Origin of the sequence: Methylophilus luteus, from assembly GCF_042676265.1 — a bacterium.
Lineage (GTDB): Bacteria > Pseudomonadota > Gammaproteobacteria > Burkholderiales > Methylophilaceae > Methylophilus > Methylophilus luteus.
Map to the genome: position 1 here is coordinate 981,528 of NZ_JBHTKB010000001.1, position 14,054 is coordinate 995,581.

General features: G+C 52.5%; 12 protein-coding genes and 1 other RNA gene. 6 read left to right on the top strand and 7 right to left on the bottom strand.

Annotated features, from left to right (window positions below):
• Positions 1 to 5 precede the first annotated feature (5 nt).
• Positions 6 to 1,124, bottom strand: a complete 1,119-nt coding sequence (locus ACFQ1Z_RS04410; RefSeq protein WP_379055938.1) for a PAS domain-containing sensor histidine kinase — start codon at positions 1,122 to 1,124, stop codon at positions 6 to 8.
• A gap of 134 nt (positions 1,125 to 1,258) precedes the next feature.
• Positions 1,259 to 3,058 (bottom strand): diguanylate cyclase, encoded by a 1,800-nt coding sequence (locus tag ACFQ1Z_RS04415; RefSeq protein ID WP_379055939.1) that lies wholly within the window; start codon positions 3,056 to 3,058, stop codon positions 1,259 to 1,261.
• 206 nt (positions 3,059 to 3,264) lie between these two features.
• Between ACFQ1Z_RS04415 and ffs the strand changes: the two genes are divergently transcribed.
• The 5 genes from ffs to ACFQ1Z_RS04440 all read left to right on the top strand — a co-directional run bounded on the left by ffs (position 3,265) and on the right by ACFQ1Z_RS04440 (position 7,044).
• Positions 3,265 to 3,361, top strand: an RNA gene (ffs, locus tag ACFQ1Z_RS04420) — signal recognition particle sRNA small type.
• 176 nt (positions 3,362 to 3,537) lie between these two features.
• Complete coding sequence (gene dnaX, locus ACFQ1Z_RS04425) at positions 3,538 to 5,352, top strand: DNA polymerase III subunit gamma/tau (protein ID WP_379055940.1); 1,815 nt, start codon at positions 3,538 to 3,540, stop codon at positions 5,350 to 5,352.
• Between the two features lie 24 nt (positions 5,353 to 5,376).
• Entirely contained in the window at positions 5,377 to 5,685 is a 309-nt protein-coding gene (locus ACFQ1Z_RS04430) for a YbaB/EbfC family nucleoid-associated protein (protein ID WP_379055941.1), read from the top strand.
• A gap of 15 nt (positions 5,686 to 5,700) precedes the next feature.
• Positions 5,701 to 6,300 (top strand): recombination mediator RecR, encoded by a 600-nt coding sequence (recR, locus tag ACFQ1Z_RS04435; RefSeq protein WP_379055943.1) that lies wholly within the window; start codon positions 5,701 to 5,703, stop codon positions 6,298 to 6,300.
• A gap of 210 nt (positions 6,301 to 6,510) precedes the next feature.
• Entirely contained in the window at positions 6,511 to 7,044 is a 534-nt protein-coding gene (locus tag ACFQ1Z_RS04440; RefSeq protein ID WP_379055944.1) for a hypothetical protein, read from the top strand.
• Positions 7,045 to 7,191: 147 nt separating this feature from the next.
• On the opposite strand, the gene ACFQ1Z_RS04445 is transcribed toward ACFQ1Z_RS04440, so the two are convergent.
• Complete coding sequence (locus tag ACFQ1Z_RS04445) at positions 7,192 to 7,386, bottom strand: CsbD family protein (RefSeq protein ID WP_379055946.1); 195 nt, start codon at positions 7,384 to 7,386, stop codon at positions 7,192 to 7,194.
• A gap of 284 nt (positions 7,387 to 7,670) precedes the next feature.
• Here ACFQ1Z_RS04445 and ACFQ1Z_RS04450 point away from each other — a divergent pair, with 284 nt between their 5' ends.
• Entirely contained in the window at positions 7,671 to 10,052 is a 2,382-nt protein-coding gene (locus ACFQ1Z_RS04450) for an EAL domain-containing protein (protein WP_379055947.1), read from the top strand.
• Between the two features lie 59 nt (positions 10,053 to 10,111).
• Here ACFQ1Z_RS04450 and ACFQ1Z_RS04455 read toward each other — a convergent pair whose 3' ends face one another.
• The 4 genes from ACFQ1Z_RS04455 to ACFQ1Z_RS04470 all read right to left on the bottom strand — a co-directional run bounded on the left by ACFQ1Z_RS04455 (position 10,112) and on the right by ACFQ1Z_RS04470 (position 14,010).
• Positions 10,112 to 10,756 carry an HAD family hydrolase gene (locus ACFQ1Z_RS04455; protein ID WP_379055948.1) on the bottom strand — a complete coding sequence of 215 codons (645 nt, stop codon included), beginning with the start codon at positions 10,754 to 10,756 and terminating at the stop codon, positions 10,112 to 10,114.
• Complete coding sequence (ubiG, locus tag ACFQ1Z_RS04460; RefSeq protein WP_379055949.1) at positions 10,756 to 11,454, bottom strand: bifunctional 2-polyprenyl-6-hydroxyphenol methylase/3-demethylubiquinol 3-O-methyltransferase UbiG; 699 nt, start codon at positions 11,452 to 11,454, stop codon at positions 10,756 to 10,758. Before ubiG ends, ACFQ1Z_RS04455 begins: the two co-directional genes overlap by 1 nt.
• A 21-nt stretch (positions 11,455 to 11,475) precedes the next feature.
• Complete coding sequence (locus ACFQ1Z_RS04465; protein ID WP_379055950.1) at positions 11,476 to 12,813, bottom strand: TRZ/ATZ family hydrolase; 1,338 nt, start codon at positions 12,811 to 12,813, stop codon at positions 11,476 to 11,478.
• A 102-nt stretch (positions 12,814 to 12,915) separates the two neighbouring features.
• On the bottom strand, positions 12,916 to 14,010 hold the full coding sequence (locus ACFQ1Z_RS04470; RefSeq protein WP_379055951.1) for an OmpA family protein: 1,095 nt from the start codon (positions 14,008 to 14,010) through the stop codon (positions 12,916 to 12,918).
• Positions 14,011 to 14,054 lie beyond the last annotated feature (44 nt).

Here is a 14,054-nt window from a genome sequence, read left to right on the forward strand (position 1 = left end):
GTTTTTTATGTTGCTGCCGTCCGCACCGGCGCCTGCACCCGTATCAGCGTGCCGGTCCCCTCTAGTGGTGATTCTATATAGCATTCGCCGCCAAAAGCGGCTGCCCGCTCCTGCATACCGCGCAGGCCAAAAGAATTAGGTTTGATTTTATCAGCCGGGGCAATGCCTATGCCATTATCCGAGATGGTCATGTACAAGGCTTGTTCGACCTGGTTCAACTCTACCCGCACCTCATCTGCCTGGGCGTATTTGGCGATATTGGACAAGGCCTCCTGGCAAATGCGGAACAGCGCCATGGATTTGTCATGGTCGCAGTCCAGCTCATCGCAATTGGTGACAAACCTGGCTTTTAAGCCTAATTGTTTCTTGAACTGGTTGACTTGCCATTCGAGTGCATCGACCAGGCCCAGATCGAGGATATTAGGCCGCAGGTTGCCCGAGATGCGGTGCACAGAATCAAAGGTCTGGTTGACGATAGATTGCAGCATGGTCGCCTGCTCCAGATCTACAGGCGCGCCCTGCTGGATTTTCTGCACTATGGTGGAAAGGCCTAGCTTCATCGCCGTCATATTGCCACCGAGATCATCATGTATCTCGCGGGCGATGCTGACACGCTCCTGCTCTTTTACCTGGTTGAGGTGGGCAGTCAGCGCCTGTAAATCGTGCTTGGCCTGTTCTATCTCCTGCTTTTCCTGCTTGCTCTGGCTGATATTGAGCATGATGCCATCCCATTGCACCGCGCCCTGGCCCAGGGCCTGTATGGTGGCGCGTATATTGACCCATTTCATATCCTGCCAGTCGGCGATCCAGATCTTGCCCTCCCAATCCAGCCGTTTGTGCTGGCGGGCGGATTGTTGCAGCTTATGCTTGAACTGGCTGGCAGACTTTTCTTCCATGGCATTGAATAGTGCTTGTGCGTCTTTAAGCAAAGCGGCGGCAGGAATGCCGAGCAAGGCCTCACAGCCTTCACTCAGGTAGGTGAATACGATCTGCGCATCGGCAGTCATATGCATTTGAAATACCAGGCCGGGAATGCTGGAAACAATGGCTGAAAATCTGCGCTCGCTTTCATGCAAGGCATCTTTGACGCTATCGACTGGAGAATCAGTTGCTGGGCTGGTCACAGGGCACCTCGTGTTAGATGCCAATCAGCATAGCATGACTCCCCGTGCGTTGGGTATGCTTTATGGGAAATGCCAGCAGCCGTTGCAGCTGACTGGCAGCTGGCAAGCTACTGGCGAGGTGATGAAAAGCAGAATCAGGACTGGCTAAGCTTTAGGTCTATCTCGGTCATCACCCGGTTTTTGCCACTCTTTTTGGCCAGGTACATGGCCTGGTCGGCGCGCAGCAATATAGAGCTGACATCGTCTTCCTTTTGAAACAGGGCGACGCCGGCACTGAAGGTGATCAGCAATTTCTGGTTGTTGCCTAGAAAATATTCCTTGGTGAGTGCGCGCTGTAAACGGCTCATGGTGATGACCGCGTCATCCAGGCCGGTATTAGGCAAAATAACCACAAACTCTTCGCCGCCCATGCGGGTGACGATATCGGTGGGGCGTACGGTACGCTTGACCACGCCAGCCAGGTGTTTCAAAGCACTATCACCGGCGGCATGGCCGTGCTGGTCATTCAGTAATTTAAAGTTATCGATATCGAGCAGCGCCACGCTCAGCGACTCACCACCCCGTTGATAACGGGCGATTTCGGTAGCAAAGGCATCATCCATACCACGCCGGTTCAGCACGCCGGTGAGCTGGTCTATACGCACCACTTCACTTAACTGGCTCAACTCGTCCTGCAACTTGAGGATGCGCGCCTGGGTATCGCTGGCGACCCGTTGCTGGTTAAGCAGATCGTCGCGTGAGCGCAGGATATCAGTCTGCATGACAGAGGTATCACGCATCAGGTGGGTGACCAGTTCATTGATCTTGATCAGGTCATCAGTCTGCGAGAGCTCCTGGGCATAAGTCTCTATCTTGCCGCTATATAGCTCGCTGGCCTCGCCCATGTATTTCAGCTTGTCTATAAATGAGCTGATCAGGGTTTTAAACGAATTTCTCGCTTCTATCAGGCTATGTTTCAACAAGCCCTGTTTATAGATCACTTCTTTCAGGCTTTTTTCTGCCTGCTTGAGTTTGGCGCGGTCCAGCGGTCCGCTGATGATGGATTGCACCGCGTAGACCTGGCCGCTCAACCAGCTATCTTCAGCCACCAGCTCGCCTATGTTAGACAGCAGCAGATGCAGCAGGTCTATGATATCGCCGCGCACATCATCTTCTTTCGCGCCTATCACTTCCACGCGCATCAGCAAGGCTTTGAGCGACTTGGCCAGCGCCTCCCACTCTTTGACTTTTTTCGCCCGTTCTGTGCTTTCCTGCACGGCGATGGCTTCTACCTGCAGGTCAGGATAACCTTCCAGACGCGGGATCAGACCTAGCTGCAGGGTCTGCTTGAGCAGGGTCTGCAGAATAGTGAATGCACCATGAAACTGCTGCACTTCACTGGGTAATTCGTCTTTGCTGAGTGGTTCTATCGCTGCGGGCAGTGCAGCCGGGCTGGCCACTTCTTTTAACTCGGGCACCGGGATGCCTTCTACCCTGGCGTCGGCCGGTAACCAGTTATTCGCCATGCCCAGCAATTTGTCAGACAGGGTGTCGTCATTGCCAAAATTGATCAGCACGCGTTCCAGCATCTCGCGCTTTCTGGCGAGGTCCATGCCGCTGCGCTTATCATCCCAGCCCTGCATCAGCGTGCGTATCGCTTTAGGCCATTTAGTGGAGTGACTGAGCTGCTGCTGCATGGCTTCTTTGAGTAGCTCACCCAGGCCTTGCCAGTTATCCTGCTTGAGCACTTTTTCCCAACGGTTCACCCAGTTGGTCTGTTCCATGGAGTCATGCGGTAACTGCTTCAATGCCTTGCGCAAGGCTGATGCAGCATCCTCTTTGGCAGGCTTGCCTGAAACTTCGAGATAGATCTGTGTGTAATTGTCCGGCGTAGGCTCCACACGGCGCACCGCCATCTGCTTGATGGTTTCGCGCGCGATCTCCGACGCAGTCATGGATGTTCCCTGGGTTGCCATAATTTAGTCTACCGCACACAGTCACTGAAAAATATGGCCTATTGTGCAATGCGCAGCAGCGATTTAATGTGGCCATAAGAAGGCAGATTGCGTGTCATTTTTGAATTGTGACGCCTGCCGTTTTAAACAAGCAGCTTTCAAAAAAACAAAGCCATGCCGGCCTGGTTTTGCGTTACAATAGCGCCGGCGGGCCTCCCCGCATTGTAAGATAGCCAACCTGGTCAGATGCGGAAGCAAGCAGCCACAACTGTCAAGCAAGTGCCGGGGGTTGGGCTCGCCCCTTTCTGTATTGCCATCCTGCCAGACTTTGATACCATCCTGCCGGATTCTACATCGCCATCCTCCGGATTCTTGCTTGTGTTGCCGGTATCATTTAGTTGTAACTATGTGCGCATGAGCAGGCAATTTAGGCTAAAGTATTGGTTTGGCTTCATGATATTTAATCAATAGAGACCGCAATGTCTTACCAAGTGCTGGCGCGTAAATGGCGCCCAAAATCCTTTAGTAACCTGGTCGGCCAAGACCATGTAGTGCAAGCATTAAGCAACGCGCTGAGCCAGCAACGCCTACACCATGCCTACCTGTTTACCGGCACGCGTGGCGTCGGTAAAACCACGCTGTCGCGCATACTGGCCAAGTCACTCAACTGTGCGACCGGCATCACCGCTATCCCTTGTGGTGAATGCGATGCCTGCCGCGCGATCGATATCGGCCGCTATGTAGATTATGTAGAAATGGATGCTGCCTCTAACCGCGGCATCGCCGATATGGTCAGTTTGCTGGAACAGGCGATCTATGCGCCCTCCTCCGGCCGCTTCAAGGTCTACATGATAGATGAAGTGCATATGCTGACCAAAGAAGCGTTCAATGCCATGCTGAAAACGCTGGAAGAGCCGCCGGCACACGTTAAATTCATCCTTGCCACCACAGACCCGCAAAAAGTACCGGTGACTATACTCTCCCGCTGCCTGCAGTTTAATCTGCGGCAGATGGCGAGCAGCACCATCACCTCGCACTTGCAGGATATCCTGGGCCAGGAACAGATCACCTTTGAAGCACCAGCCCTGCAACTGATCGCGCGTGCCGCCAATGGCAGCATGCGTGACGCGCTGTCACTGACTGACCAGGCGATCGCCTATGGTAATCAGTCTGTGCGCGAAACCGATGTGCGCAGCATGCTGGGGGCTATCGACCAAAGTTACCTGTATGAGTTATTGCGCGCCCTGATCAACAGTGACGCCACTGCCCTGCTCAATATTGCGCAGCAAATGGATTCACGCAGCATAGGCTTTGAAAGTGCCTTGAAAGACCTGGCCGCCTTGCTGCACCTGCTGGCCATCGCCCAGCACAGCCCGCAGGCGATAGCCGATGACCACCCGGAAAGGCAGACCCTACTAGACCTGTCATCGCAACTGACAGCCGAGATGCTGCAACTGTATTACCAGATCGCTATCTTCGGTCACCGCGATATCGGCCTGGCACCGGATGCCTATGCCGGTTTCACCATGACCCTGCTGCGCATGCTGGCATTCAAAACAGATGCCATGGCACCGGTTTCAACCGCGCCTGCCTCAGCGGCCCCGGCTGGCAATAGCAATTCTAATGAAAGCAACACTAGGTCAGCCAGCGCCGCTGGTGGCGCACGCGCCGCCCTGGCCCAGAGCCGTCAGCCAGCGGCTGAACCGGCAGCCGCTATGGTACAGGCTGCCCCTGTAGTACAAGCACCCGCGTTTGCTGCGCCAGCGCCTGCCATGGCAGTTGAAGCGACGATAGAGGTCACGCCGGCAGTGCCAGTGGCCCCGCCTGTGGCAGAAGCGGCAACTACCGCCCAAGCAGAACCTTCCCAGTTGGCCGAAACAAGTGAAATACCTGCTGCAGCCACAGCCTTGGCATGGGATGGCAACTGGCGCAGCCTGGTCGAGAACCATTTAAGTAAACTGGGCCTGGTGCGCGCACTGGCGCAAAACTGCGAGTTAGTTTCTTTTGATGCAGACACCATGGTGCTGCGCATAGGCGACGCGCACAAGCATCTGGCCAGCACTAACTACCTGGATAAATTGAACAGCGCCCTCAATAGCCATTTTGGCCGCCGCATCAAACTGACCATACAGGTCGGCCAGGAAGCCAACACGCCAGCCAGGCAAATGGCAGTAGAAAGAGCAGAATTGCAGGACCAGGCCAAAGACGCCATTCTGAGCGACCACTTTGTGCAAGGCCTGATGCAAGAAATGGGTGCGACCATAGTGCCCAACTCGATCAAACCTCTACATTAACCACATCAAACTTAGGAGCATACGATGATGAAAGGTGGCATGGGCAATATGATGAAACAGGCCCAGATGATGCAAGCCAATATGCAAAAGGCGCAAGCCGAGCTGGCGATAACCGAAGTGGAAGGCATAGCCAGCAATGGCATGGTCAAGATCACCATGACCTGTAGCAACGACGTCAAGCGCATACAGATAGACGATGCAGCCATGGATGACAAGGAAACGCTGGAAGACCTGATCCTGATCGCCCTCAAAGATGGCAAGGCCAAAGCCGAAGCCACCTCGTCTGCCAAGATGAGTGGCATGATGCCTGCCGGTTTTAAATTACCGTTCTAAACACAAGGTCATCGCTTGAACTCTCCGGCAGTCCTGGAACAACTGATCAACGCCCTGCGCTGCCTGCCGGGCGTTGGTCCTAAATCCTCCACCCGCATGGCCTACCACCTGCTGCAGCGTGACCGCGAAGGCGCACAACGCCTGGCCGCCAGTCTGCAACAGGCACTGGATAAACTGGCGCATTGCGATTACTGCAATAATTTCAGTGAGCATGCAGTGTGCAGCCTGTGCCAGGACAGCCAGCGCGACAAATCTGCCCTGTGTGTGGTTGAAATGCCCACCGACCTGATGATGCTGGAAAACACGCGCAGCTATCAGGGCCAGTATTTTGTGCTGATGGGCAAGCTGTCGCCCATGGATGGCATAGGCCCCAAGGATATACACCTGGATAAACTGCTCAAACGCGCGCAGGACAGCTTGGTTGAAGAAGTGATATTAGCGACAAACTTTACTTCTGAAGGCGAAGCCACCGCCCATTACATAGGGCAGATGCTGAAATCCAGGGGCATCAAAGTCAGCCGCATCGCCCGTGGTTTGCCTATGGGCGGCGAGATCGAATATGTAGATAGCGGCACACTCTCTACCGCACTGCTGGAACGCAAGTTCGTCACTTAGAACTTCCATTCTGTTTGCTGGCACACGCCAGTGGTCAACCGATTCCTACACAGATTTAAGCAACAGCCGATAACCCAGGCGGCTGTAACTCCTTATATTGATCATCATATTCTTCACTGTATGTTGCAGCTGTTTGCTTAACCCGGTTCAAATCCGGCGTGAACAACTGGTTTTTTGTGAAGATCCATCATAAATAAACAAGGAGCGGTGATGAAACTAACAAAATTATCTTTACCTTTCGTGAGTGTATTACTGCTGGGGTCATTACAGCTTTCGACTGCCTGGGCAGGTGGCGCGGCAGGCGGGGCAACTGGTGCGGCCGGAGTCGGTGCTGGTGCTGGTGGTAACACTGGTGCGGCTGGCGTAGGCGCGGGTGCTGGCGGCAATGCCGGTGCCAATGGTGTAGGCGTAGGCGCTGGCGGTAACGCTGGTGCGGCCGGCGTGGGTGTCGATGTAAACGGTAATGCAGGTGCCAATGGCTCGGTAGTACCGAATGGGTCAACGACTAACCGGACTGGCGTAAACCCGAATCAACCTGCCGCTCCTGCTGGACAGACCCAGAACAACCCCGCACCGGTGCGTAAAGACATCAACCGGGTAGACCCTGCAAACCGCGATACCAGGGCCAGAAGCAATACCTCTACTGTGCCTCCGGCTACCAATAACACCTGTACTACCATAGACGGCCAAATGGCATCCGGTAGCCAGTGTACTGCAACCGGCGCCACACCGAACACCCGTTAATCGTGTGGACTAAAAAAACCGCCAGCGTGTAATGCGCTGGCGGTTTTTCATGTGGCCATGATATGGCTAGATATAGTTGGCCTGGGTACGTGTCTAGCTATGCGATTTGTTGCATACACAGGCAATGCTAGATGTTTTAATGCCCGCTTAGGGATAGCCGATATCCCTGAGGTTTTCTTCAACCTGCTCCCGCGCCAGGCCATATCTTTCCTGTAATTTACCTATCAAATAATCTGTATTACCTTCTGAATCCTGAATCTCATCATCGGTCAGCCTGCCCCATTTGGCTTTAATTCTGCCAGCCAACTGTTTCCAGTCATCTTTTGCAATGTCTTCATTCATCAAACTCTCCTTTTAAAGGCACTTAAAATATTATTGTTTTAATCCAACTGCGCCTTTATAGGCTTTTACTGATTCATATGTAGGATTTTTTAGCTGAAAAGTGCTTTAAAAGTAATGTGTTCTGTAGATTTAAAAATCATGGCAAACCATTTATTAGGCAGGGTTTACTAGGTTTGTACTCTTAATAAAAACCGGTCAGTGTCGTTATAAAATTAAGACGCCTAGGTCTGATCATAAAGGCGCTTAGAGTCTGCCACACTTATAAAAAAGCAAGGTCGTATTAAATGGAATTATTTCTGCATACTTTTGACGCCAACAACCACGCTGATCCAGATAGTCCACTTTTCCCAGGAATCAATACTTCATCATTTAGCTACAGTTCAGAAACTGAACTGCTGCATATTCTGGACGGGGTGATCGCGACCGAGACTGCACGCACACTGCGCGATACCTGGGCGCTGGTGACGGCAGATAATAAGGCGATAAGCCCGATGGAGGCGCTGCAGGCCACGCTACCGTTCAATACCTTTTATGCGCGGCATAAATATCCATGGCTGCTTTCTGATCTGACACCCTATGTGCAAATGCATTATCAGCCGATTGTGGATTTTAACCAGAGCGGAAAAGTGTTTGGTTTTGAAGCTTTATGCAGGCTGAAAACACCCGAGGGTAAATGGCTGAATGGCATGGAAGCCTTTGCGCTGGCAGCAGAAGTGAAACGTACCCATGAACTAGATCTGGCTTGCCAACAACTGGCTTTGATTGGCAAGTCACTATCCATCTCTGCCGATAAGCCTATCTTTATCAATGTGCTGCCGCAAACCATTATGAGCCCTGGCTGGCTGGACTTTATTTTAAAGATATTGAATCAGCAGGAGATTGATAAACGTGATGTTGTGATCGAAATTGTAGAAAGTGAAAAAACAGACCCCGAAGTACTGGCGCGTTATTGTGATGAGATCCGCAGGCATGGCCTGCGAATCGCATTGGACGACATGGGTTCTGGTTTTAACGGTCTGCGCATTCTGGCCGAGGTGCGGGCAGATTTTATCAAGATAGATCGCGCGATCGTGCATGAGGCACAAGGCAGCCGGGTGCGCACAGTGTTACTCGAAGCCATTATTTCAATGGCCCAACGCCTGGGATGCACCATTATTGCGGAAGGTCTGGAACGCGTAGAAGATATCACCTATTGTCAGGATTTAGGCTTGCATTATGCGCAAGGCCATTATTTTGCGTATCCGCAAAGCACGCCTAGTGACAAAGTGACCGCGCTGCCAGTACGCGATGAGTCACACCGCTCACATGTGCCTGATGATTTTCATATCGGGGAATACATCAGTCACGGCCTGACCATTGATGTGAGCTGCTCGCTGGCCGAGGCAAGACGTTTATTCAATGCGCATGCCGATATTGCCAATGCGGTGGTGCTTGACGGGCAAAAACCACTGGGCGTATTGAGACGTGGCAAGGTTTTTTCTAAGAAACACACTGGTCTTGGCGCTTGCTGTGACCCGCTGCCCAAGGTCATTAACCATATGCTGCCCTCTTCCGTGCTGGCGCGCATCTTTTATCTGGAACGCGGCAATATCGATATCTGGATCACGGTCAATGACGATGGTGGCTATATGGGTGTCTTGCAACCGATGGAGATCATGGCCCAGTTAATCAGCCGTAAAGTCTCGAGCGGCAATCTGCACCCGCTCAGCCACCTGACCACCGGTCCAACGCTTAGACAAACGCTGGATAACAGCCTGCGTAATAACACCAATACACAACTGATCTATATTGATCTGGATCATTTCAAGGCATATAACGACCGCTACGGTTTTATCCGCGGCGACGCCATGATACGCTTATTATCTGAAATCATCCGTCAGGAATACCAGGATAAATCTGGCGTCATGGTGGGACATATAGGCGGCGATGACTTCGTGCTGATCTATGATCACAAAGCGCCTGCCCTTAACGATACCTTGCTACATATCATTAGCCAGTTTCAGGCGCTGGCTGTGCATCTGTATGATGCCAGTGATCTTGAGCGCGGATTCTTTACCACCGAAGACGGCAAAGATCACCCGGTAGCTAGCGTATCTATTGCCGTGGTCAATGGTAAACAAGGCGCTCTGGAAAACAGCGTGGTCGCGGCAGAACGGGCCGCCCAGCTCAAAAAAATCGGCAAAGCCAATATCGGTAGCATCGTCGTGGTCGAAGACACGCCGCCACAGACCATTTTGCCAACAAAAGAGTTTTACTCCGGCTGGCAACAAAAAGCGCTCTCAGCACTGCAATCATTGCTGAATACACACCGCTCAACCGGTTCCCACGACTTGGACAGCTGTTTCGCCGAATTCCCTTACTTTGAAGTGATCTTTGAGCTGGAAGCTAACGGCACCCAGCGTTATGCCAACTGGATAAATCCGAATATGTATGGAAAGATCAAAGCAGGTGGTGCAGGCATAGATCGTAGCCAGCAGGCATATTACCAACGCGTGGCAGAAACCCATGCGCCTTATATTTCAAGCATTTATCTCTCTACCGCCACTGAAGATTTCTGCCTCACAGTCTCTTTACCGATCTTGGGTGACGATGGCCAGCTAGCCAGTATTCTGGTGGCGGATATTAATATTGCAGCGATGGCAGTACTTAGCAGTGCTCGCAATTAACTGACTTGGCCATATACAGACCTGATGTACAGAACCAATGTAGAGACTTAGACTTAGGCTTAGAGATAGGACAACAAGTCTTGCGGGTGCTGAATATAACCCTTGGCACCCCACTGCTCAGGCTGATCGGTTTCTGACAGGTAGCCAAATAAGGCAACCAGCGTGGTCATGCCTGCCGCATTACCTGCCTGCACATCGCGCTCGGCATCTCCCAGGTAAATAGTGCTAGCCGGGTTTAACTGCATCTGCTCGCAGGCGAGCAACAAGGTCTGCGGTGAGGGTTTGGGCGCTGGGGCATCATCGCCACTGATCACTGCACCGGCACGGGCTGCCAGGCCTAGCGCCTCGACGATAGGTGTGGTAAAACGGCGCGGCTTGTTGGTCACTATGCCCCACTGCAAGCCGCGCTGTTCAATTGCGGCAAGGGTTTCGGCCATGCCCGGGAATAACACCGGCTGCCGGGTCAACACCTCGGTATACAAGGCCAGGTATTCGGTACGCATATCCTCAAAACTTTGATCCTCAGGGCTCAATCCAAAGCCAATTTCCAGTAGCCCCCTAGACCCGTGCGAGGCGTAAGGACGCATAGCGGCATCCGGCAGAAAAGCCAGGCCATGGCGCTGGCGCTGTAAATTGAGCGCATAACCGAGGTCGGCTGCGGTATCTACCAGGGTGCCATCCAGATCAAATAAAACTGCCTGCATCAATAGTCTTTAATCGCATGCAGCATGTAATTGACGCTGGTATCCTGCGTCAGGCTGTATTGCTTGTTGAGCGGGTTGTAAGTCACGCCTGACTGGTGTTGCAGCTCTAAACCTGACTGGCGCAACCAGGCCGCCAGCTCTGAAGGCTTGATGAATTTAGCGTAATCATGCGTGCCTTTAGGCAGCAGGTTCAATATATATTCAGCACCGACCACCGCCATCAGATAAGCTTTGGCATTGCGGTTCAGGGTAGAAAAAAACAGGTGGCCGCCCGGTTTGACCAGCGCCGCACAGGCACGTACCACACTGGCAGGGTCAGGCACGTGTTCCAGCATCTCCATGCAGGTCACCACGTCAAACGATTGCGGCTTTTCTTCAGCCAGCGCTTCAACCGCTACGCAGCGATATTCGACAGACGCAGCAGATTCCAGCGCATGCAGCTGCGCCACTTGCAACGAGGCTTCAGCCAGGTCTATGCCTGTCACCTGCGCGCCGCGGCCAGCCATGGATTCACTCAGGATACCGCCACCACAGCCCACATCCAGCACTTGTTTGCCATTGAGGCTGGCGCGGCTGTCTATATAATCCAGGCGCAAAGGGTTGAGCTGGTGCAAGGGTTTGAATACGCCTTGTGTATCCCACCACTGGTGCGCCAGCTCAGCAAATTTATTCACTTCAGCGGCTTCTACGTTTGCCATCATGACTCCTTTTCACTTCTCTCAAGATTGCACTGACTGTATTTTCAGTTGCCATTGCAATGCGATAGACCTTAATTCTTCAGTTTCTATGCCGGCGAAAACGGCCTGGCCTTCATCGCTGCGCTGATAGCGCAGATCGCCTGCCACCCAGGTGTGGCTGACCTGCTCGCGCCCGGCCACATAGACCAGGTGTGAGATCGGGTCATAACAAGGCAGGCTGTTGAGGTCATCCAGCCTGACAGCGATCAGGTCTGCCTGCTTGCCTGCTTCTATACTGCCTATCTGCTCTTGCAAGCCCAGGGCCTTCGCCCCGTTAATGGTGGCCATTTGCAGTGCCGTATAAGCGGGGATGGATTCTGCATTATCATCGGCGACTTTTGCCAGCAAGGCAGCGGTGCGCATTTCTTGCCACAGGTCCAGCCGGTTATTACTGGCCGCACCATCCGTGCCCAGGCCTACATTCAAGCCTGCACGCAAGGCGGCTGCAACCGGGGCGATACCGCTGGCTAATTTCAAGTTAGAGCACGGGCAATGCGCGAGATGCACCCCTTGCGTGGCAAGCAGCTCTAATTCACTTTGCTGCAGATGCACGCCATGCGCACACACGCTAGTGGGGCCCAGCATGCCTACCGCAAGCAATCTGTCCACTGGCCGCACCCCATACTGATCCAGGCTTTGCTGGATCTCGGCGCGGGTTTCGTGCAAATGGGTATGTATGCCCAGATTCAGCTGTTCTGCCAGGGTACCTATCTGCTCAAACGTGGCATCGCTTACCGTGTAAGGCGCATGCGGAGCAAAAGAGAAGCTGATGTCAGCGTCAGACTTGTACTGATCCCTGACTTCAGTGCCCAGGCGTATATATTCGTTGGCGGTAGCGGCGTAATTGGTGGCGAACTCCATGACCACCAGGCCTATGTGCGCACGCATGCCACTGCGTTTGGCCGCTTCTATGGTCGCTTGCGGAAAGAAATACATATCGTTGAAAGTGGTCACACCACCACTCAACATTTCGGCACACGCCAGCAAGCTGCCATCATGCACAAAAGACTTGGACACCCATTGCCGCTCGGCTGGCCAGATATGCTGGTTTAGCCAGGGCATTAAAGCATGATCATCGGCATAACCCCTGAGCAGATTCATGCTGCTGTGCGCATGCAGATTAATCAATCCAGGCAAAAGTGCGTGGCGGGAACAATCAACCACAGACCAGTAGCTGGCCCATTCCGGTATCTCGTTCTTGTGGACTATAGCCACTATCTTTCCGGCATCTACCAATACGGCGTGCTGTTCCAGAGTGGTCTGCTTGCCATCCATGGGGATCACCCAGCGTGGCTTAATAATAAATTGAGAGTCACTCATGTCTGAATTATAACCGAGGCAAGTAGCAGCTGTACCCGCTGCCAGGCACAGACGTAAAAAAAGCCACGCATTTGCGTGGCTTTTAGCAAGACTAAGTGCTAATTACTGGCAACCAAGTTGCTTGGTACCTTCAGCACGGATCTCAACGCGACGGTTAGGTTGCAGGCAAGAGATCAGTTTTTTGGATACTTTTTTACCTTCGCACTGTACTACTGGCTCAGATTTACCTTTACCTTCGGAAGTGATGATACCGCCATCAATACCTTGAGCGATCAGGTAGTCAGAAACTTGTTTAGCACGACGCTCAGACAATTTCTGGTTGTAAGCATCTGTACCGATACGGTCAGTATGACCAGTTACGATCACAGCAGTGATTTCTGGATTAGCCTTGATCTTGGCTGCAGTTTCTTCCAGAACTTTACGACCTTCTTCACGCAGGTTAGCTTTATCAAAGCCGAACAGTTTTTCAGCACTGACGGTAACTACTTCGTTTTGTGGTTTGCAAGTTGGTGCTGGTGCTGGTGCTACCGGTGCTGGTGCTGGCTCAGCGGCTGCTACTGGTTCCGGTGCCGGTGCTGGTGTTGGCTCTTCAACTACTGGTGCTGGTGCGCCGAAACGGAAGATACCGCCCAGGTTTACCAGAGTGTTGCCGATAGTGCCATCTGCATCAACTGTACGAGCAGCATTACGTGCATCAGCACGGCTCCACTGGTGACGTACATCTGCTTGGATACCAAATTTATCGCTAAACAAATATTGTGCGCCCAAACCAACGTTTGCCATCCATGAAGTGTTGGCTTTGTCAGACAAACCAGCATTGCTGTAGTCAACATCGTTACGTGCCGCACCGATACCTGCTAACAGGAATGGGCGGAATTTTTCGCGGCTGAATACATATAAAGCATCCAGGCCTAAAGCTGTTTGTTTGTATTTACCACTTGCACCAGCAATGCCGGTATCTTCATCAGAACGGGTATGGCCCAGACGACCCTGGATATCCCAGTGTTCGCTGATTTCTTTACCGATAGACAGGAAACCGCCACGGCCATTGTCAGCCTCAAGATCATTGTCGGTGTTGATGTATGTTGCACCTGGCACTACGTACCATGCGCCACGGTACATGTCTTCAGCTTGCGCAACTTGCGATGCTAATACAAATGCAGAAGCAATTGCCAAGCTCAAAAAATTCTTTTTCATTCATTGACTCCTTTATTATAGGCTTTAATAGCCACATCTTTGAA